Here is a 19,410-nt window from a genome sequence, read left to right on the forward strand (position 1 = left end):
CCACACCAGGCCAGAAGGCCCTCACCCATTTCAAGATCCCTCAGCGGAGACCTACATCACCCGTCCACAACCTCCCTGGACAGAACACCTAGGGCGCGCCGAGCTCCGCGCGGAGGCCGGCCTGCCAGGCCAGCGTCAGGCCGGGCAGATCGCCGCCGACGGTCTCCTCCAGGGCCGTGGCCAGGGGCTCGCGGCCCGCCCGTTCGTAGAGGCTGACCAGCGTGGCGTCGCCCCACTTGGCCGCGATCAGCCGGCAGGCCAGCCACGCGCCCTCGTACGCGCGGGCCAGGGCCTCCGGGTCGCCGCCGAACGTGAACGCCGCGTCGGCGGGGAGCGCGGCCGGCAGCTCCCCGCGGCGCACCGCCCGGCCCAGCGCGGGCGCGGCCTGCTGCGCGGTGGCGGCCGCGCCGCGGTACGCCGCCCAGTCCGCGAAGCCTTCCGACAGCCACAGCGGGGTCCGGGCGGTGGTCGCGGTCCGGGTGGCGACGTGCGTGACCTCGTGGGTCAGGACGACGCCCCGGCCCGCCGCGCTGAGCTGCGTCCAGCCCTCCGGGTTGACGACGACCCGGTCGGCGGGGGCCGCCGCGGCGCCCACCCGGCCCGTCGTGACGGCCCCCATGCCCCGGTACTCGGCGGCCGGCCGCCCCAGCAGCTCCGCCATCCGCTCCAGGGAGCCCGGCACCAGCACCACCACCCGGCCCGCCCACGCCCGCGGCCAGGCGGCGCCCGCCGCGGGCACCGCCCGCTCGGCCTCCGCCGCGACCGCGGAGAGGGTCTGCGGGGACTGCCCGACGCCGAGCACCAGCGCGTGGGCGCCCTTGACCGCCTCCACCGGGCCCTGGTCCCACAGCTGCGGCGGCGCGCCCGGCGCGGGCCGGTCCCCGGTGACCCGCCACGGCCCGCCGTCCGCGCCGTCGCGGCTCAGCAGCACCTCGCGCGCCGATCCGGCCGGGGCCGTGTCGTAGCCGGTGAGCCGGTAGCGCAGTTGCGCGCGGGCGGTGGCCCGATCGCCGTCCCGGCGGACCGCGGAGACCTCGTACGCCCATCCCTCCAGCGGGATACCGGCGAGCGGCGCGGGCGGCGTCCGCGACCAGGCGGCGACGGCGTCCCGGACGTCCCCCTCGGCGGGGTCCCGCACCGCGGGCGCCCCGCATCCCGCGAGCAGCGCGCTCAGCAGGAGCGGCAGTGCGCGCACGAGGAGCCGGTGGAGCGGGGACATCCGACGATCGTACGCACGCCCCGCGGCGGGGGCGGGTCAGGGACGGGTGACGGAGGACACGGGCATCATCCCGACCGGGTCGTACCGCACCCGCGCGCCCGGGTAGGGGGCGTGCACGACCTGGCCGTTGCCGACGTACATGGCGACGTGGCTGGCGTCCGAGCGGTACGTGACCAGGTCGCCCGGCTGCGCCTGCGAGAGCGGGACCTGGCGGCCCGCGTACCGCTGGGCCTGCGAGGTGCGCGGCAGGGAGACGCCCGCCTGCCGGTACGACCACACCATCAGCCCGGAGCAGTCGAACCCGGAGGGCCCGGTGGAGCCCCAGATGTACGGACGGCCGACGGCTGCCCGGGCGGCCATCACGGCGGTCGCGGCGCGGCCCGAGGAGGGGCCGGGCGAGTTCAGCTCGGGCAGGCCTCCGGGGCGCTCGCCGGAGCGCGAGGCCCGTTCGAAGTCGGCCCGTTCCTGGCTGGGCATGGCGTTGAGGAGTCGTCGGGCGGCGGCCAGCTTGGCGGTGACGGCGCGCTTCTGGCGGGCCACGTCGGCCCGTACGGAGTCGAGTTCGGCGAGCTTCTGCGAGGCCTCGTGGCGCTGCTGGCCCAGCCGGCGCTGCTCCTTGCGCAGTTCGTCGAGCCGCCGGGTCTGCCGGTCCGTCAGCCGGTTCAGCTGGGAGGCCTTGTCGAGGTATTCGTCCGGGTTCTCGGAGAGCATCAGCTCGACGGCGGGGTCGATGCCGCCGGAGCGGTACTGGGCTCCGGCGAAGGTGCCGAGGAGGCCCCGCATGGTGTTGATGCGGTCCTGGCCGCGGGCGAGCGCGTCCTGGGCCCGGTCGATCTCGGTGCGGAGCCGGTCGGCCCGCTCGCCCGCCCGGTTGTAGCGCTCGGTGGCCTGTTCGGCCTCCTCGAAGAGCCGGTCGACCTGGGCGCGGGCGCCGGCCGCGGGCTCTTGCGGCAGGGTCGGGGCCGCGCTCGCCGTCGCGCCCGTCATGGCGGCCGCGGCGGTGGCCGCGGCGACGGTCAGGACGGTGGCCTTGGTGTTCCTGTCGAGGCTGCCGAGCCCGGGCCGACGATGGGACGCCACTGGAACCGCTCCCTTCCGCTGCGCGGGACCGGGTCCGCCCTCCGTGGGCGGCAGGGTGCCGGGTTCCGCGCTGGCAGACAGTAACCGCGCCGCCACGCACCGGCCAACGACCCCCCGAGGGCGCACACGACGACGCCCCGCCGGAGACGCAGGTCACCGGCGGGGCGTGTGGTCACAGCGGGGACGCGGAATTCGCCCGGATGGGCGGTGTGGCGCGTCCCGTGGAGGAGCCCCCGCAGGGGGAGTTCGGACCGGGGTGCGTCAGCCGACGCGGACGCCGAACTGGAACGGCATGTTGCCGATGGCCTCGTACTTGACGCCGCCGCGCGGGTTCGAGGCGTGCAGGACCATGCCGTTGCCCGCGTACAGGCCGACGTGGTGCAGGTCCGAGTAGAAGAACACCAGGTCGCCGGGCTGCAGCTGGCTCTGGCCGATGCGCGTGCCGTCGTTGACCTGGGTGAAGGTGGTGCGCGAGATGCTGACGTTGGCCTGCTTGTAGGCCCACTGGGTCAGCCCGGAGCAGTCGAACGCGCTCGGGCCGGTGGCGCCGGAGACGTACGCGCTGCCCAGCTTGGTCTTGGCGGCCGCGAGGGCGGCGCCGGCGCGGCCCGAGGCCTTGACGTTGCCGAGGTCGGCGCGGTCGCTGTCGCTGCGGCTGGCGCGGGACTCGTCGTCCCTGAGGGCCGTGCGCTCCTGCGCGGTCAGGGTGTTGAGGAGGGCCTGGGCCTCGGCGAGCTTGTCCTGCGAGGCCTTCTTCTTCTCGCCGAGCTCCTTGCGGGTGGCGTCGAGGTCCGCGAGCTTGCCGGCGGCCTCCTGGCGCTTCTGCGCGAGGGAGCGCTGCTTGGCCTGGATCTTCTGGACCGCCTCGACCTGCTTGCCGCTCAACTGCTCCAGGGTGGAGGCCTTGTCGAGGTAGGTCTCGGGGTCACCGGAGAGGAAGAGGGCGACGGACTGGTCCATGCCGCCGGTGCGGTACTGGGCGCTGGCCATCGAACCCAGCGTGCCGCGCAGCTGGTTGAGCTCGTCCTGGCCGCGGGCGACCGCGTCCTGGAGCTGGCCTATCTCCTTCTCCAGGGTCTCCTGGCGCTCCTTGGCCCCGTTGAACTTCTCGGTGGCCTGCTCCGCCTCTTCGTAGAGGGCGTCGACCTTGGACTTGACCTCGTCCTTGCTCGGCTGGGCCGGAGCGGCGGAGGCGCCGTGTGCGGAGAGGGCGACGGCCGCGGCGGCCGTGGCGGTCAGCACGGTCACACGCGTGCGGGTCGGCTGCTTGGGTCGACGGTGGGACGCCACGGAGGCGAGCTCCTTCTTCCTGGAACCGCCGAAGGGAACGCGACTCGGCGACACCTCCGCCGGCACCCCGAATGAGTGACCTACCGCACGAAGGTTTGACCCGACCCTAGTGACCTCGCTGTGATCACTTCAAATCCTGTCGGCAAAAAACTTCGCCGCCGACCAGCTTCTTTACCTACAGTCCACGCTCCGTGCAGGACACTTGACGGTACGTTCCCTGTCGGCCCTGCCAAATCGGGCATTGCGCCGAGGAGTTACGAAACGCGCGAAAGCCGCTTCAGCAACAAAGCGGACGTCACGGGCCGGGCGCCGGCCTTCGCCACGCCGTCGGCCACCTCGCGGTCGGTGGAGACCACGACCACCGGCCGGCCGGGCGGCTCCGCGCGCACCAGCTGGCGGATCAGCTCGTCCGCCGTCACCCCGGGCTTGGAGAACAGCACCCGCACCCCGCGCGGCGGCGCGAGCAGCACCGGGGCCGCCAGTTCCGCGCCGTCGAAGACGCACGTCATCTCCGCGCCCGTCTGCGCGGCCAGCATCGACAGCCCGCCCAGCAGCCGCAGCCGCTGCTTCTCCAGCGGCATCGTCGGATAGCCGGTCTTCGTCACGTTGTAGCCGTCGACCACCAGATGGGCCTGGGGCAGCGCCAACAACTGGTCCAGCAGCGCCGGATCCGTCTCCGACAGGGCGCGTGCCGCGATGTCCTTCGGGGTCATCCGGCCCGGCTCCACCGCGTCCACGGTGTCGGCCGGCCGCGTCGAGACCGGCGGCAGCGCCAGCTCGCGGCGCAGCCCCTGGGCCGCGTCCAGCACCGTGTCCAGCAGCAGCCGCAGCCGCATGTCCTCGACGCTGCGGCCCTCGCGGGTGGCCCGGCGGGAGGTCTCCAGCGCCGTCTCGACCTCCGCGAGGCGGGACTTGAGGCGCCGGGTCTCGCTCTCTGCGGCCGCCACCTGCGCGGCCGCCTCGCCCCGGATCCCGTCGATCTCGGCGGTGACCTTGCGCAGGGCCGCCTCGCCGCGCTTCACGTCGCTCTGGGCGCTGCGCAGCTTGCGCTGAAGCGATTCCGCTTCCTTGCGCGCCGCGTCCAGCTCGGTCCGTACCTGCTCGCCGCCCAGGCGCTGCGCGTCCCGTGCCTGGGCCAGTTCCTCGCGCAGCCGGTCCAGTTCGCGCCGGGTCTCCTCGCCGACCCGCTCGGCGTCGGCGCGCTGCGCCTCCTCGCCCGCGGCGGCCACCAGCTTCACCCAGCCGACCGGGCGCAGTACGTACGCGGCGGCCGCCACGTCCAGCGGGTCGGCGGCGGCGGGCGGGGCGCCCGAATCCAGCGCACCGGCCAGGTCGGCCTGGGCCTCGCGGAGCTTCTCGGCGACGCGGCCCCGGAAGACGGCGTCCGTCTCCACCGCCGCGGCCATGGCGTTGCCCGCGAACTTGGCGCGCCGGGTCGGGGTGAACCGGGCGTACTGGCGCAGCTGCGCCGGGAGGTCCGCGACCGTCAGTCCGCCGAAGGCGTCCGAGACGAGCGCGACGACCCGGCGCCGCACGCCTTCCGGCAGCGGGCGGTCGAGCACCTCGGCGGCGTCGCCGGCCGCGTCGGCCGGCTCAGCGCCGCTTGCTGGCTCCACAATCCGTCACCCCTACCGTCATTCACCTGTGGGCGGGGCTCCGTCAGGAGTCCGCGCCCGGCCTGTCCACGAGCTCGATCTGGTCCACGGCGTTGCACCACCGGCAGCGGACCGACTCGATGGTCTCATTGACCACCTCGCGCTCCTCGACCTTGGGCTCCCCGGCAAGGTCCAGGTGGACGTACTCCACGACCTTCGACGAACGAGTGACGTCGAAACGCGTGAGGTTGCCGCACAGCGTGCAGCGCCACCGGGTGGTGTCGGTCGGCAGGGGAACCGTCATCAGGCCGCTCTCTCCTTCGTAGCTGATTCAATTAAAGCCGCCGTCCGCGTCAATCGGCGGACCGCAGCACGTAACCCTACGGCCTGCCGGTGCTTCGGGCGGGTCCGCTTGGGTCATGCTCGATCGCATGATCGTAAAGTGGCAGGCCCTGCGGGAAGCCGCTCGGGGCCCGGTGGTCGTCCACGCGCTGATCGCGGGCTGCTGCGTGGTGTTCCTGCTCGGCCCGGCCTCGGGGCTCGATCCCTCGTACGGGACCGGTGAGCGGTTACTGGAGACGGGGACCGCGTACTTCCGGCGCTGGGGCGTGGTCCCCGACGAACTCTTCACCGGCTCGGCGCGGGCCCTGCTGACACCGCTGACCGCCTTGTTCGTGCACGGCAGCTGGCTGCACCTGCTCGGCAACATGCTGTTCCTCTACGTCTTCGGCGTGATGACGCAGGAGCGGATGGGGCGGCCGGAGTTCCTGTCGTTCTACATCTGCACGGGCTACCTGGCGCTGGCGGCGTACGCGGCGGCCAACGCCTCCTCGGCTCAGACGCTGGTGGGTGCGTCGGGTGCGATCTCGGCGGTGCTCGGGGCCTTCCTGTGCCTGTTCCCGCGGGCGCGGGTGACCAGCCTCTTCCCCTTCCTCCTCTTCCTCCCCCTGCGCTTCCCGGCGTGGGTGGTCCTGCTGTTCTGGTTCGCCCTCCAGTGGGTGGCGGCGCACCGCGCGGGAAGCGGCCCCGGGGTGGCCTACCTCGCCCACGTGGTGGGCTTCTCGCTCGGCTTCGTCTACGCGTGGGTGCGCTATCGGCGTACGACTAGAGTGAGGCGACCAGCGACGGCCACCGAGGGAGACAGCCAGCCGTGATCACCGCGATCGTGCTCATCAAGACCAGCGTGGACCGCATCCCCGAGATCGCCGAGTCGATCGCCGCGCTGGACAACGTCAGCGAGGTCTACTCCGTCACCGGGACGTACGACCTGATCGCCCTGGTCCGCGTGGCCCGCCACGAGAACCTCGCGGACATCATCCCGGGCCGCATCAGCAAGATCCCGGGCGTCGAGGCGACCGACACCCACGTGGCGTTCCGCACGTACTCCCAGCACGACCTGGAAGCGGCCTTCGCCATCGGCCTCGACGCCTGACGCCTCCGGCCCGGCCCGGCCCGCAGTACGCCACACCCCGCGCCGCGCCCCCCGCCGCCGCCGCCGGTCACGGTACGCCGGGGCACCTCCCGTGCGGCCGCAAGGGCGCAGACGGCCGCGGCAGGACCGCTGAGCGTGATCCCCACGGGTGTCAGACGGCCGGGACGCAGCGGCCTTCCTCCGTGCGGTACTGCCACTTGGCTCCCGAAGTGACCAGTTCCCTCACTGCGCCGACGAAGCGGTCGACGTGCTCGTCCGGGGTGCCGGCGCCGAAGCTGACGCGGATCGCGTTCAGGGAGCGCTCACCCGGGGCCGCCTCGGGGGCTCCGCATTCGCCCTGGGCCTGCGGCTCGCTGCCCAGCAGGGTGCGGACCAGCGGGTGGGCGCAGAACAGGCCGTCGCGGACGCCGATCCCGTACTCCGCCGACAGCGCCGCCGCGAAGTGCGAGCTGTTCCAGCCGTCCACCACGAAGGAGATGACGCCGACCCGCGGGGCGTCGTCGCCGAAGAGGGACAGGATGCGGACCGCCGGGACCTCCGCCAGGCCCTCGCGGACCTTGGCGATCAGGTGGCGCTCGCGGGCGACGAGGCCGTCGAAGCCCGCCTCGGTCAGGGCCTTGCAGGCCGAGGCGATCGAGTAGACGCCGATCACGTTCGGGGAGCCGGCCTCGTGGCGGGCCGCCGTCGTGTGCCACTCGACGTCGACGCCGCCGTCCGCGCGGCGGGCGACCTTGCGGGAGGCGCCGCCGCCGGCCAGGTACGGCTCCGCCTGCTGCAGCCAGTCCGCGCGCCCGGCCAGTACGCCCGAGCCGAACGGCGCGTACAGCTTGTGCCCGGAGAAGGCCACCCAGTCGACGTCCAGCTCCTGCACGGAGACGGGGTGGTGCGGCGCCAGCTGGGCGGCGTCCAGGACGATCCGCGCGCCGTGGGCGTGTGCCGCGGCGGCGAGCTCCTTCACCGGCCACAGCTCACCGGTGACGTTGGAGGCGCCGGTGACGCAGACCAGTGCCGGGCCGTAAGGGTCGCGCTCGGCCAGCGCCCGCTCCAGGGTCTGCACGGCCTGGGCCGGGGTCCGCGGCGCGTCGAGGTACGTGACCTGCGCGTCCGCCCACGGCAGCAGCGAGGCGTGGTGCTCGGTCTCGAAGACGAACACCTGGCAGTCGGCCGGCAGCACGGCGGCGAGCAGGTTCAGCGAGTCGGTGGTGGACCGGGTGAAGACCACCTGATCGGACGGACGGCAGTCGAGGAACTCGGCGACCGTCACCCGGCTCTGCTCGAAGAGGTCCGTGGACAGCTGGGAGAGGTAGCCCGCCCCGCGGTGCACGCTGCCGTAGTACGGGGCGTAGGCGGCGACGTCGTCCCAGACCCGCTGCAGCGCGGGGGCGCTGGCCGCGTAGTCGAGTGCCGCGTACGTGACCTCGCCGCCGGTGACGAGCGGGACGGTGACGTCCCGGCCGAGGACCGGCAGCGGCCGGGCGCAGGCGGGGTCGACGGCCTCGGTGGCGGCGGCGGTGGTGGTGACGGCGGCGTTCGGGTACGTGGACATGGCGGTATCTCCCGGCAGGACAGGCTGAATGGCTTCGGACGGCCCGTACGTGGGGTGCACCCCGCATGCTGCGGGCATCCCCGGAAACGGGTGTGCGGATGCAGCGGATGCGCGGATGCACATGTGCCAGAGGTACGGGAGTTGCCTCGACGCGCGGACGATTCGGGACCGCACGGAGGGTGAAGAAGGGGCGGAGTCGCCCTATCGCATTCGCTTGCTCACGGAAAAGCTCCTCGACAGACCAGGACCCCTGGTATCGAGGGATCCGCGCTTGCCGCAGGCCTTTCTGCCCACGACCTGGTCATCACCCGGGGCACCCCGCCACGGAAGGAGGGTTGCCGGACAGCAAGCCGGGGCCAAAACGCTGTCACTCGTGACCTGGTCAGCATCCTGCCACAAGATCCCGCATGCACAAGGCCCCGGTCCGCATGGTGGACCGGGGCCTTGGCCGGAAGCGATCAGGAGCCGCTCGGAGAGCTCAGGCGTTGCTGGCCGCCACCCAGCGGTCCAGGGCCGCGCGGGCCGCGCCCGAGTCGATGGAATCGGCCGCACGGGCGATCGCGCTGCGGATCTGGTCCTCCAGGGAATCCGTGCCCGGGTCCAGGGCCACCAGGGCCGCCGCCGAGTTCAGCAGGACCGCGTCGCGCACCGGGCCCGGCTCGCCGGCCAGCAGCCGGCGGGCCACGTCCGCGTTGTACGAGGCGTCCGCGCCCCGCAGCGCCGAGACGTCGACCAGCGGGATGCCGACGTCGCGCGGGTCGAAGGACCGCTCGTCCACCCGGCCGTCGCGGACCCACCACACCCGGGAGGTCGCGGTCGTCGTCAGCTCGTCCAGGCCGTCGTCCCCGCGGAACACCAGCGCCGAGGAGCCCCGCTCCGCCAGCACGCCCGCCACGATGGGCGCCACCCGGGCGTCCGCCACGCCCGTGGCCTGCGCCCGTACCCGCGCCGGGTTGGTGAGCGGGCCGAGGAAGTTGAACGTGGTCCGGATGCCCAGCTCCTTGCGGGCCGCCGCCACGTGCCGCAGCGCCGGGTGGAACTTCACCGCGAAGCAGAAGGTGATGCCGGCCTCCTCCGCGACCTCGACCACCCTCGCCGGGGTGAGGTCCAGGTTGACCCCGAGCTTCTCCAGCACGTCCGAGGAACCGCTCGCGGACGACGCGGCCCGGTTGCCGTGCTTGACCACCTTGGCCCCCGTGCCGGCCACCACGATCGAGGACATCGTCGAGATGTTCACCGTTTTGGCCCCGTCGCCGCCCGTGCCGACGATGTCCACCGTCCGGCCCGGCACCTCGATCAGGTTGGCGTGCCCGTACATCGAGCGCACGAGGCCGTTGATCTCCGCGACCGTCTCCCCCTTGGCCCGCAGCGCCACCACGAAGCCGGCGATCTGGGCGTCCGTGGCCTCCCCGCGCATGATCCGGTCCATGGCCCAGGCGGTCTCCTCGGCGCGCAGGTCCTGGCCGGTCAGCAGGGCGTCGAGAAGACCCGGCCAGCCGCGGGCCGCCACGCTGTCGCCGCCTGCCGGGGTCGCAACGTTCATGGTCCGCTCCTGCTGTTGATCGGCCACCCGGTATGCCGGGGCCCACTCGAATGGGAAGGGGTTCAGCCTATCCAGCCCCGGGGACGGCAAAGAGCCCCGTCCGGACACTGGACGGGGCTCTTGCCGTGGCGACACCAGGACTGACCTGAATCAGTCCCTCAAGCGGGATCAGTGGTGGCCGTGGCCGCTCTGGATCTCCTTGTACTCCTCCACCGTGGGCTTCGGAATCTGGCTGTCCTCCGCGTAGTAGCCCTTGCTGAGCTTCGCGCGGAGCTTCTCCATGCGGCCGACCTTGCGCTCGACACCGTTCTCGTCGACCGTCGGGCCGATCTCGACCGGCTTGTACTGCTCGTGCGCGGTCAGGGTGTGCAGCTTGCCCTGCGCCAGCGGCTCGTGGACCTCGACGAACTCACCGTGCGGCAGGCGCTTGATGATGCCGGTCTCGCGACCGTGCAGCACCTTGTCCCGGTCCCGGCGCTGGAGGCCGAGGCAGATCCGCTTGGTGATGACGAAGGCGATGACCGGGCCGACGAAGAAGCCGATACGGGCGAACCAGGTGATGTTGTTGATCGACAGGTGGAAGTACTGCGCGAACATGTCGTTTCCACCGGCGATCAGCAGGATGACGTACCACGTCAGCCAGGCCACACCGAAGGCCGTACGGGTCGGGACGTTGCGCGGGCGGTCCAGGATGTGGTGCTCGCGCTTGTCCCCGGTGACCCAGGACTCGATGAACGGGTACACCGCGATCGCGGCCAGCACCAGCGGGAAGATCACCAGCGGGATGAACACGCCCAGGACGAGCGTGTGGCCCCAGAGGTTGATCTCCCAGCCGGGCATCGCACGGATGAGGCCCTCGGAGAAGCCCATGTACCAGTCGGGCTGCGCGCCGGTGGACACGTGGTCCGGCCGGTACGGGCCCAGCGCCCAGATCGGGTTGATCGAGGCGATCGCCGCGATGGCCGCGATGACACCGAAGACCAGGAAGAAGAAGCCTCCGGCCTTGGCCATGTAGACCGGCAGCAGCGGCATGCCGACGACGTTGTTGTTCGTCTTGCCGGGACCCGCGAACTGGGTGTGCTTGTGGTAGAAGACCAGGATCAGGTGGGCCACCAGCAGGCCCATCATGATGCCGGGCAGCAGCAGGATGTGGATCGAGTAGAACCGCGCGACGAAGTCGCCGCCGGGGAACTCGCCGCCGAAGAGGAAGAACGACAGGTACGTGCCGACGATCGGCACGGACAGGATCGCGCCCTCCATGAAGCGGACACCGGTGCCCGAGAGCAGGTCGTCCGGCAGGGAGTAACCGGTGAAACCGGTGAACATGCCGAGGACCAGCAGCAGGAAGCCGAAGATCCAGTTGACCTCGCGCGGCTTGCGGAACGCGCCCGTGAAGAACACGCGCATCATGTGCACGAGCATCGCCGCGACGAAGATCAGCGCCGCCCAGTGGTGGATCTGCCGGATGAGCAGACCGCCGCGGACCTCGAAGCTGATGTTCAGAGTCGAGGCGAAGGCCTCGGACATCTGGACACCCTGCATCGGCACGTACGAGCCGTGGTACACGACCTCGTTCATGCTCGGGTGGAAGAACAGCGTCAGGTACACACCCGTGAGGATGATGATGATGAAGCTGTAGAGGCAGATCTCACCCAGCATGAAGGACCAGTGGTCCGGGAAGATCTTGCGCATGTTGGACTTGGCCAGGCTGTAGATGCCCAGGCGTCCGTCGGCCCAGTCCGCTACCCGCTCGCCCTTGGAGGGCGCCGGTCGCTTCGTGTCAGTGGCAGTGCTCATCCGCGCTCCCAGAATGCAGGACCGACGGGCTCTTCGAAGTCGCCGAGCGCTTCGAGGAAGCCTTCACCGTTCACGCCGATCCGCAGCTGCGGAAGCGCGTGGCCGGCCGGACCGAAGATGACTCGGGCGCCGTCGGAGAGGTCGAAGGTGGACTGGTGGCACGGGCAGAGCACGTGGTGGGTCTGCTGCTCGTACAGGCTGATCGGGCAGCCGACGTGGGTGCAGATCTTCGAGTAGGCCACGATGCCCTCGTGGGACCACTCAAGTTCCTGCTTGTCCTTGATGTCCTCCGGCTTGATGCGGACGATCATCAGGGCGGCCTTGGCGATCTGAGTCTGGAAGTCGTGCTGCTCCTCCTCCAGGCCCTCGGGCCTGGCGAAGGTCAGCGAACCGACCTGCACGTCCTCGGGACGCAGCGGCTCGTTCGTGTTGTCGTTGATGAGCAGCTTGCCCTTGGCCCACACGGTCTTGCGCAGCTTCTCCTCGGGCAGCGGGCCCAGGTCGCGCATGATCATGAGAGCGGACAGCGGCAGCATCGACAGCGCGCCCAGCATGGTGTTGCGGATCAGCGGGCGGCGGGCGATGCCCGACTCCTGCGCACCGTCGGCGAAGTCCTGCATGACCTTCGCCTTGAGCTCCGGCGAGGCCGCGATCTCGTGGCGCTCGTCGGCGACCTCGACGTCGGACATCAGGGTGCGGGCCCAGTGGACCGCGCCCGCGCCGATGCAGAAGAGGGCGGTGCCCAGGGTCAGACCGAGCGCGAAGTTCAGCGCGCTCACCTTCCCGATCGGGAAGATGTAGACGATCTTGTCGACCGGGATGGCGACGTACGAGGCGATGAAGCCGATCGTGGCCAGCATCGACAGCGTGAAGAGCATCGCCACGGTGCGCTCGGAGCGCCTCGCGGCCCGCTCGTCGATGTCCTGGATACGGGGCTTGTGGACCGGCAGGCCCGGGTCGGCGAACGGGTTGTCCGCGACTGCGACGCCACCGTGGTGCGCGTCGCCCTGCTCGCTCGGCAGGTGCTTCTCTTCGGGAATGTCTTGGCTACTCATGACTTCTTGGCCTTAGCGGTGTGGGCCGCGACCCAGACGGCGACAGCGATCAGCGCACCCAGACCGAAGATCCAGCCGAACAGACCCTCGGAGACGGGGCCGAGGCCACCGAGCTTGAGACCACCGGGGCTGTTCGACTTGTCGCCGTTCACGTGTTCGAGGTACGCGATGATGTCCTTCTTCTCCTTCGTCGGCATGGTGCTGTCCGGGAAGGAGGGCATGTTCTGCGGGCCGGTGAGCATGGCCTCGTAGATGTGCTTCGGCGAGACGCCCTCAAGGTTCGGGGCGTACTTGCCGTTCGTCAGCGCGCCGCCTTCGCCGGTGAAGTTGTGGCACTGCGCGCAGTTGTTGCGGAAGAGCTCACCACCCCTGGCGATGTTGGCGCCCGCCGGGTCGTACTGCTTCTCGGTCGGCACGCTGGGGCCGGCGCCGAGGGAGGCGATGTAGGCGGCGAGCTGGTCGATCTGCGCCTGTTCGTAGACGACCGGCTTCTTCGGCACCTGCACGCCGGGCTGCTGGGCGGGCATGCGGCCCGTGCTCACCTGGAAGTCGACGGCCGCGGAGCCGACGCCGACCAGGCTGGGGCCGTCAGTGGAACCCTGACCGCCGGTTCCGTGGCAGCTTGCGCAACCCACGGCGTAGAGCTTCTTGCCCTCCTCGATGGCGAGGGACTGGGCGGTTTCATCGGCCTGCGCCTTGCCCGCGGGGGCGAAGGCGGCGTACAGCCCCCCAGTGGCCGCCAGCGCGAGGAGTAGAACGACGACCGCCGCCAGCGGATGGCGTCGTCGTGCGGAGAGCTTTTTCACGGATTACCCCGGTGTCAGGATCTTCTGCGTCGGTGTTTCTGGATGGAGTGCCGGGTCTGGCCCGGTGACGTGTTCGCTACTTGATCAGGTAGATCGTCGCGAAGAGGCCGATCCAGACGACATCGACGAAGTGCCAGTAGTAGGACACGACGATGGCCGACGTGGCCTGTTCGTGGGTGAACCTCTTGGCCGCGTACGTCCGGCCGAGGACCAGCAGGAAGGCGATGAGACCGCCCGTCACGTGCAGACCGTGGAAGCCGGTGGTCAGGTAGAACACCGAGCCGTACGGACCTGACTTGAGAGACATGCCCTCGTGCTTGACCAGCTCGGTGTACTCGAACACCTGGCCGCCAATGAAGATCGCACCCATGACGAATGTGATCATGAACCACGACCGGAGCTTCTTCACGTCACCGCGCTCGGCCGCGAATACGCCGAGCTGGCAGGTGAGGGAGGAAAGCACCAGGATCGTCGTGTTCGTCGCCGAGAAGGGCAGATTCAAGGCCGAAGCCTGCTCTGACCAGTACTCGGCGCCTGTCACGGATCGCAGGGTGAAGTACATCGCGAAGAGGGCCGCGAAGAACATCAGCTCGGAACTCAACCAGATGATGGTTCCGACGCTGACGAGGTTCGGCCGGTTGACCGTCGGGTGCGCGTGCCCGGTATCTACTGTCGTTGCTGTCGCCACGACCGACATTATGTCGGTCGCTTATCCCGCCCTCACCCCGGGGGGTGCCGTTCGGAGTGTCAGGGGCGTGTGCAAGGCCCGAACGGCCCATCAGATCGGCCCCGGGACCTACATCGGCGAGGCTGCCCGAACCGATGTTGACACCGGGTCGGACGGAGTAGCATCCCGCGCAACATCAACGTGATTCACGGCACCGTGGAGGAACGAAATGCGGTCGACTGCACGGGTTCTGGTCTACAGCGACGACGCGAGCACCCGCGAGCAGGTGCGGCTGGCGGCCGGGCGCAGGCCGGCCGCGGACCTTCCGCCGGTCGAGTTCGTGGAATGCGCCACGCTCCCGGCCGTCCTGAGCGAGCTGGACGCGGGCGGGATCGACGCGTGCGTGCTGGACGGCGAGGCAGTTCCGGCCGGCGGCATGGGCGTGTGCCGGCAGATCAAGGACGAGATCTTCCAATGCCCGCCGGTGCTGCTGCTGATGGGCCGTCCGCAGGACGCCTGGCTCGCCACCTGGAGCCGCGCGGACGCGGCGGTGACCCTTCCGGTCGACCCGGTGGAGTTCGCGGACACCCTGGCGGGCCTGGTGCGTTCCCGGCTGTCGTCGGCCGCCTGAGGCGCGGCCGGCACCGGCGCGCCGAAATCCGTACGTACGGGCTTCGGCGTGCCGGTATGGGGCCGTACGGGCCTTCGGCCCGGGTCGCGGGCCGGGGCCGGCCGGGCTCAGACCTGCGGGCGCAGCCGGGCCTGGTCCATCGGACTGCGGCCTTCCTGGGTGCCCTTGAGGAGGGCGCTGCCGTCGCGCCACTCCTTCCAGTCCAGGTTCCAGTCGCCGAAGCCGTTGCCGAAGGGCTCCATGTCTTCGCCGATACTGTTGATCACCCGGACGATGTCGCCCTCGGTGATGTTCTCGTAGAACCAGGCGGCGTTGCCCGTGCTCATGCCGGTGCAGCCGTGGCTGACGTTCTCGGAGCCCTGCGAGTCCACGGACCACGGCGCGGCGTGCACGTATTCACCACTCCAGGTGACACGGGTCGCGTAGTAGACGGGCAGGTTGTAGTACTCGCTGCCGCCGATGCCGACGGTGTCGCCGCGCATCTGGACGAAGTACTGCTTGCCGAGCACCACCTTGACCCCGTTGCGGGTGGAGAAGCCGGGCTTTCCGGTGGTCACCGGAATGGTGTTGATCACTTCTCCGTTGCGCTCGAACGTCAGGTAGTGCGCGGACGCGTCCGTGGTGACCTCGACGCGGTCCCCGATCTCCAGTGTCAGCGGCTTGGACGCGGCCCCGTGGAGCTCGTCGGAGATCTTGATGCCCTCCAGGTTGCTCCGTACGGAGACGGTGGAGTGCGCGGGCCAGTAGTCCTTGGGGCGGAAGTGCAGGTGCTTGTCGTCCACCCAGTGCCAGGCGCCCTCGACGCCCGAGGGCGTGGAGACGACCAGGCCCCGCTCCACGATCGCCCGGGCGGCCTTGTCCGCGATGGGCTCGTTGAGTTCGGCCGTGAGGGGCTGTCCGACGCCGTACTTGCCCTCGTCCGGACCGAATTCGACCTTGAGGACCTTGTCGGCCGGAGTCGTCTCGAACGTCAGCCTGCGCTGCCCCGGAGCGCCGCGCTCGTCCTCGGTGTTCACCAGGACCGTGTAGTGGACGCCGGCGGCCATCGGGACGGTGCTGTGCCAGCGGTCGCCCTTGGCGCTCAGCTCGCCCGCGAGACGGCGTCCCTGGGTGTCCACGGCCGACACGTCGGTGATCCGGCTGCCGCCGGTGCCCTTGGCGGTGATCTCCAGGGGCTTCTCGGGGTCGACGGGCCGCCCGCCCGGCGGCTGGTTGAAGACGACCAGGTCGCCCGCGTCGTACGGGCGGGCTGACAGCGGGTTGTCTCCGGGCCCGCAAGCGGTGGCGCCGGCCCCGAGGGACGCCACCAGCACGGAGCCGCTGAGTACCGTCCAAAGACGCGGTGAGTGCTTCATGGAGCCCACGCTATGAAGGTATGACCATTGCTGCGCGCGGGGTGACTGCAAACGAGGGGCCCGGACTCCTCCATTGGAGGTGTCCGGGCCCCAGGTCTTGTCTCGGTGCTGCGGTCCTACTGGTTCTGGTTCTCACCGCGGTAGTACTCGTACACCCAGCCCCACAGGCCGATCATGATGATCGGGGCCGAGAAGTACATGAGCCACCAGCCGAAGATGACGCCCATGAACGCGAGCGCACCGCCGATGCCCAGCGAGAGCGGCTGCCAGCTGTGCGGGGAGAAGAACCCCAGCTCGCCCGCCTCGTCGGCGACGTCGGCCTCCAGGTTGTCCTGGGCCATCTCGTCCACGCGCTTGGCCGTGAAGGCCAGGTAGTAGCCGATCATGACGCTCAGGCCGAAGGCCAGGAAGAGCGCGGTGGTTCCGACGGGCTCCTTCGACCACACGCCGTACACGACGGCCATGATCAGGATGAAGAAGGAGAGCCAGAGGAACATCTTGCCCTGGATCTTCACTTGCCGGCCTCCTTGCCGCCCGCGACGGACTTGGGGGCCACGCCGTGGTCCTCAAGGTGGTCGAGGGCCGCGATCTCAGGGTGGTGCAGGTCGAACGCCGGCGACTCCGAGCGGATGCGCGGCAGGGTGAGGAAGTTGTGCCGCGGCGGCGGGCAGGACGTCGCCCACTCGAGCGAACGGCCGTAGCCCCACGGGTCGTCGACCTCGACCTTCTTGCCGTACTTCGCCGTCTTCCAGACGTTGTACATGAACGGCAGCATCGACATGCCCAGCAGGAACGAGCTGATCGTCGAGATCGTGTTCAGGGCGGTGAAGCCGTCGGCGGCGAGGTAGTCCGCGTAACGGCGCGGCATGCCCTCGGCACCCAGCCAGTGCTGCACCAGGAACGTGCCGTGGAAGCCGATGAACAGCGTCCAGAAGGTGATCTTGCCGAGGCGCTCGTCCAGCATCTTGCCCGTGAACTTCGGCCACCAGAAGTGGAAGCCGGCGAACATCGCGAACACCACGGTGCCGAAGACGACGTAGTGGAAGTGCGCGACGACGAAGTACGAGTCGGAGACGTGGAAGTCCATCGGGGGCGAGGCCAGGATGACGCCGGTCAGACCACCGAAGGTGAAGGTGACCAGGAAGCCGATCGTCCAGAGCATCGGGGTCTCGAAGGACAGCGAGCCCTTCCACATGGTGCCGATCCAGTTGAAGAACTTCACACCGGTCGGGACCGCGATCAGGAAGGTCATGAAGGAGAAGAACGGCAGCAGCACACCGCCGGTGACGTACATGTGGTGGGCCCACACGGTCACGGAGAGGCCGGCGATCGCGATCGTCGCCGCGATCAGGCCGATGTAACCGAACATCGGCTTGCGCGAGAAGACCGGGATGATCTCGGAGACGATTCCGAAGAACGGCAGCGCGATGATGTACACCTCTGGGTGTCCGAAGAACCAGAAGAGGTGTTGCCAGAGCAATGCCCCGCCGTTCGAGGCGTCGAACACGTGGGCGCCGAACTTGCGGTCGGCCTCCAGCGCGAAGAGCGCGGCGGCCAGCACCGGGAAGGCGAGCAGGACCAGGACACCGGTCAGCAGCACGTTCCAGGTGAAGATCGGCATGCGGAACATCGTCATGCCGGGGGCGCGCATGCAGATGATCGTGGTGATGAAGTTGACCGAGCCGAGGATCGTGCCGAAGCCGGAGAAGGCCAGACCCATGATCCACATGTCGGCGCCGATGCCCGGCGAGCGGACCGCGTCCGACAGCGGGGAGTAGGCGAACCAGCCGAAGTCGGCGGCGCCGTTCGGCGTCACGAAGCCGGCCACCGCGATGGTCGAGCCGAAGAGGTACAGCCAGTACGCGAACATGTTCAGCCGCGGGAACGCCACGTCGGGCGCGCCGATCTGCAGCGGCATGATCCAGTTCGCGAAGCCCGCGAAGAGCGGGGTGGCGAACATCAGCAGCATGATCGTGCCATGCATGGTGAACGCCTGGTTGAACTGCTCGTTCGACATGATCTGCGTGCCCGGACGAGCCAGCTCGGCGCGCATGAGGAGCGCCAGCAGGCCGCCGATGATGAAGAACACGAACGACGTGACCAGGTACATCGTGCCGATGGTCTTGTGGTCGGTAGTGGTCATCCACTTCACGACGACATTGCCCGGCTGCTTGCGCCGCACCGGCAGCTCGTTTTCATACGAGTCGGCGGCGGCACCCTGAGATTCGTTGAGGATGCTCACAGTTTGTTCGTCTCCGCATTCCGGGCCGGGTCAGTCTGCTTGATGCCGGCCGGGAGGAAGCCGGTCTGCCCCTTCTCGGCCAGTTCCTTGAGGTGCGCCCGGTAGACCTCGGGCGAGACGACCTTGACGTTGAAGAGCATCCGGGAGTGGTCGACGCCGCAGAGCTCGGCGCACTTGCCCACGAAGGTGCCCTCCTGGGACGGGGTGACCTCGAAGACGTTGGTGTGGCCTGGGATGACGTCCTGCTTGAACAGGAAGGGGACCACCCAGAAGGAGTGGATGACGTCGTTCGACGACAGGATGAAACGGACCTTCTCACCCTTCGGCAGCCAGAGCGTGGGGCCGGGGTTGCCGGTCTCCAGGTTCCGGTCGCCGGGGACGCCCTTCTCGTAGACGCCTTCGGCGCCCGCGGGGAATTCCTTGGTGAAGCGGTCCGGGATGTTGGCGAGCTCCTTGGGAACCTCGCCCGCCTTCGGGGTCGCCGCATCGCCGTCGACGTTCTCGACGTAGTTGAAGCCCCAGCTCCACTGGAAGCCGATCACGTTGATCGTGTGAGCCGGCTTCGGGGTGAGGGCGAGGAGCTTCGACTCGTCACGCGCGGTGAAGTAGAAGAGCACCGAGACGATGATGAGCGGAACCACGGTGTACAGCGCCTCGATGGGCATGTTGTACCGGGTCTGCGGGGGGACCTCCACCTTCGTCCGGCTGCGCCGGTGGAAGATGACGCTCCAGATGATCAGGCCCCAGACCAGGATGCCCGTGATGAGGGCAGCTGCCCACGACCCCTGCCACAGGGACAGGATGCGAGGCGCCTCCTCCGTGACCGGATAGGGCATTCCGAGCCGGGGGAAGTCTTGCCAGTTGTACGAGCAACCAGTGGCGGTCGCCAGGACCGCGCCCGCAGTCAGCGCCTGCAGCAGCTTCCGCCGCATCGGGCGCCGCGGCGAGCGGTCGGAGCCGTAGGGACTCACGTAGCGCCTTCCCGAGAGTCTCGGCCCGCGCGGCCGGCCGCGGCCGTATTCGGGTCGGTCGCCGGCCCTGACGCAGGCAGGGGTTTGGATGTTTATGCGGACCAAACCCTACTGGACGCTATTTGGGGTCGCGCGGGGAGGGTGCCCAACGCGCCGCTACTGCCCCCGAAGGGATGGATCC

At 69.9% G+C, this 19,410-nt stretch carries 18 protein-coding genes and 1 riboswitch; of the genes, 3 read left to right on the plus strand and 15 right to left on the minus strand.

The window, feature by feature from the left end; all coding sequences use genetic code 11:
* Positions 1 to 88 precede the first annotated feature (88 nt).
* The 5 genes from ACIBAD_RS25495 to ACIBAD_RS25515 form a co-directional block, all read right to left on the minus strand.
* Entirely contained in the window at positions 89 to 1,219 is a 1,131-nt protein-coding gene (locus tag ACIBAD_RS25495; RefSeq protein ID WP_398908675.1) for a hypothetical protein, read from the minus strand.
* A gap of 36 nt (positions 1,220 to 1,255) precedes the next feature.
* A complete protein-coding gene (locus tag ACIBAD_RS25500; protein WP_398908677.1) occupies positions 1,256 to 2,299 on the minus strand; it encodes an NlpC/P60 family protein in 1,044 nt (347 codons plus the stop codon).
* Between the two features lie 261 nt (positions 2,300 to 2,560).
* Positions 2,561 to 3,589 (minus strand): C40 family peptidase, encoded by a 1,029-nt coding sequence (locus ACIBAD_RS25505; RefSeq protein ID WP_134075110.1) that lies wholly within the window; start codon positions 3,587 to 3,589, stop codon positions 2,561 to 2,563.
* 254 nt (positions 3,590 to 3,843) lie between these two features.
* Entirely contained in the window at positions 3,844 to 5,208 is a 1,365-nt protein-coding gene (locus tag ACIBAD_RS25510; RefSeq protein WP_134075111.1) for an NYN domain-containing protein, read from the minus strand.
* Between the two features lie 40 nt (positions 5,209 to 5,248).
* Entirely contained in the window at positions 5,249 to 5,488 is a 240-nt protein-coding gene (locus ACIBAD_RS25515; protein ID WP_008738811.1) for a hypothetical protein, read from the minus strand.
* A 127-nt stretch (positions 5,489 to 5,615) separates the two neighbouring features.
* Between ACIBAD_RS25515 and ACIBAD_RS25520 the strand changes: the two genes are divergently transcribed.
* Together ACIBAD_RS25520 and ACIBAD_RS25525 are read left to right on the plus strand one after the other, a co-directional pair.
* Positions 5,616 to 6,338 (plus strand): rhomboid family intramembrane serine protease, encoded by a 723-nt coding sequence (locus tag ACIBAD_RS25520; RefSeq protein ID WP_398908679.1) that lies wholly within the window; start codon positions 5,616 to 5,618, stop codon positions 6,336 to 6,338.
* A complete protein-coding gene (locus tag ACIBAD_RS25525; protein ID WP_030291798.1) occupies positions 6,335 to 6,616 on the plus strand; it encodes an Lrp/AsnC ligand binding domain-containing protein in 282 nt (93 codons plus the stop codon). Before ACIBAD_RS25520 ends, ACIBAD_RS25525 begins: the two co-directional genes overlap by 4 nt.
* 151 nt (positions 6,617 to 6,767) lie before the next feature.
* Here the strand turns inward: ACIBAD_RS25525 and ACIBAD_RS25530 are convergent, their stop codons facing one another.
* The 6 genes from ACIBAD_RS25530 to ACIBAD_RS25555 all read right to left on the minus strand — a co-directional run bounded on the left by ACIBAD_RS25530 (position 6,768) and on the right by ACIBAD_RS25555 (position 14,060).
* The gene (locus tag ACIBAD_RS25530; RefSeq protein ID WP_398908682.1) at positions 6,768 to 8,162 is read right to left on the minus strand and encodes an aminotransferase class V-fold PLP-dependent enzyme; all 1,395 of its coding nucleotides are present in this window, start codon (positions 8,160 to 8,162) and stop codon (positions 6,768 to 6,770) included.
* Positions 8,163 to 8,424: 262 nt separating this feature from the next.
* Positions 8,425 to 8,541: riboswitch (SAM riboswitch) on the minus strand.
* A 99-nt stretch (positions 8,542 to 8,640) separates the two neighbouring features.
* Positions 8,641 to 9,705: an anthranilate phosphoribosyltransferase gene (gene trpD / locus ACIBAD_RS25535; RefSeq protein ID WP_134075114.1), complete on the minus strand. Its 1,065-nt coding sequence runs from the start codon at positions 9,703 to 9,705 to the stop codon at positions 8,641 to 8,643.
* Positions 9,706 to 9,873: 168 nt separating this feature from the next.
* Positions 9,874 to 11,502: a cytochrome bc complex cytochrome b subunit gene (locus tag ACIBAD_RS25540; RefSeq protein ID WP_134075115.1), complete on the minus strand. Its 1,629-nt coding sequence runs from the start codon at positions 11,500 to 11,502 to the stop codon at positions 9,874 to 9,876.
* Positions 11,499 to 12,557 (minus strand): Rieske (2Fe-2S) protein, encoded by a 1,059-nt coding sequence (locus ACIBAD_RS25545; RefSeq protein ID WP_134075116.1) that lies wholly within the window; start codon positions 12,555 to 12,557, stop codon positions 11,499 to 11,501. Before ACIBAD_RS25545 ends, ACIBAD_RS25540 begins: the two co-directional genes overlap by 4 nt.
* Positions 12,554 to 13,363: a c-type cytochrome gene (locus tag ACIBAD_RS25550; RefSeq protein WP_134075117.1), complete on the minus strand. Its 810-nt coding sequence runs from the start codon at positions 13,361 to 13,363 to the stop codon at positions 12,554 to 12,556. The genes ACIBAD_RS25545 and ACIBAD_RS25550 overlap by 4 nt, the downstream gene beginning before the upstream one ends.
* Before the next feature lie 76 nt (positions 13,364 to 13,439).
* On the minus strand, positions 13,440 to 14,060 hold the full coding sequence (locus ACIBAD_RS25555) for a heme-copper oxidase subunit III (RefSeq protein WP_030863506.1): 621 nt from the start codon (positions 14,058 to 14,060) through the stop codon (positions 13,440 to 13,442).
* Positions 14,061 to 14,259: 199 nt separating this feature from the next.
* On the opposite strand from ACIBAD_RS25555, the gene ACIBAD_RS25560 reads away from it, so the two are divergent.
* Positions 14,260 to 14,661, plus strand: coding sequence for a hypothetical protein (locus ACIBAD_RS25560; protein ID WP_134075118.1), 402 nt, complete (start codon positions 14,260 to 14,262; stop codon positions 14,659 to 14,661).
* Positions 14,662 to 14,768: 107 nt separating this feature from the next.
* Here the strand turns inward: ACIBAD_RS25560 and ACIBAD_RS25565 are convergent, their stop codons facing one another.
* The 4 genes from ACIBAD_RS25565 to coxB all read right to left on the minus strand — a co-directional run bounded on the left by ACIBAD_RS25565 (position 14,769) and on the right by coxB (position 19,229).
* Positions 14,769 to 16,016: an Ig-like domain-containing protein gene (locus ACIBAD_RS25565; RefSeq protein WP_134075119.1), complete on the minus strand. Its 1,248-nt coding sequence runs from the start codon at positions 16,014 to 16,016 to the stop codon at positions 14,769 to 14,771.
* Positions 16,017 to 16,132: 116 nt separating this feature from the next.
* Entirely contained in the window at positions 16,133 to 16,531 is a 399-nt protein-coding gene (locus ACIBAD_RS25570) for a cytochrome c oxidase subunit 4 (protein ID WP_053692942.1), read from the minus strand.
* Positions 16,528 to 18,258 (minus strand): cytochrome c oxidase subunit I, encoded by a 1,731-nt coding sequence (gene ctaD / locus ACIBAD_RS25575; RefSeq protein ID WP_134075120.1) that lies wholly within the window; start codon positions 18,256 to 18,258, stop codon positions 16,528 to 16,530. Before ctaD ends, ACIBAD_RS25570 begins: the two co-directional genes overlap by 4 nt.
* Positions 18,255 to 19,229: a cytochrome c oxidase subunit II gene (coxB, locus tag ACIBAD_RS25580; RefSeq protein ID WP_134075121.1), complete on the minus strand. Its 975-nt coding sequence runs from the start codon at positions 19,227 to 19,229 to the stop codon at positions 18,255 to 18,257. The genes ctaD and coxB overlap by 4 nt, the downstream gene beginning before the upstream one ends.
* Positions 19,230 to 19,410: the final 181 nt, after the last annotated feature.

The sequence above is a fragment of the Streptomyces sp. NPDC051109 genome, from assembly GCF_044455885.1.
GTDB lineage: Bacteria > Actinomycetota > Actinomycetes > Streptomycetales > Streptomycetaceae > Streptomyces.

Excerpts from the sequence above, each read along its gene's own strand:
- ACIBAD_RS25495 (WP_398908675.1), bottom strand. The coding sequence starts at position 1,219 with ATGTCCCCGCTCCACCGGCTCCTCGTGCGCGCACTGCCGCTCCTGCTG.
- ACIBAD_RS25515 (WP_008738811.1), bottom strand. The coding sequence starts at position 5,488 with ATGACGGTTCCCCTGCCGACCGACACCACCCGGTGGCGCTGCACGCTG.
- ACIBAD_RS25520 (WP_398908679.1), top strand. The coding sequence starts at position 5,616 with ATGATCGTAAAGTGGCAGGCCCTGCGGGAAGCCGCTCGGGGCCCGGTG.
- ACIBAD_RS25530 (WP_398908682.1), bottom strand. The coding sequence starts at position 8,162 with ATGTCCACGTACCCGAACGCCGCCGTCACCACCACCGCCGCCGCCACC.
- trpD (WP_134075114.1), bottom strand. The coding sequence starts at position 9,705 with ATGAACGTTGCGACCCCGGCAGGCGGCGACAGCGTGGCGGCCCGCGGC.
- ACIBAD_RS25540 (WP_134075115.1), bottom strand. The coding sequence starts at position 11,502 with ATGAGCACTGCCACTGACACGAAGCGACCGGCGCCCTCCAAGGGCGAG.
- ACIBAD_RS25545 (WP_134075116.1), bottom strand. The coding sequence starts at position 12,557 with ATGAGTAGCCAAGACATTCCCGAAGAGAAGCACCTGCCGAGCGAGCAG.
- ACIBAD_RS25555 (WP_030863506.1), bottom strand. The coding sequence starts at position 14,060 with ATGTCGGTCGTGGCGACAGCAACGACAGTAGATACCGGGCACGCGCAC.
- ACIBAD_RS25560 (WP_134075118.1), top strand. The coding sequence starts at position 14,260 with ATGCGGTCGACTGCACGGGTTCTGGTCTACAGCGACGACGCGAGCACC.
- ACIBAD_RS25565 (WP_134075119.1), bottom strand. The coding sequence starts at position 16,016 with ATGAAGCACTCACCGCGTCTTTGGACGGTACTCAGCGGCTCCGTGCTG.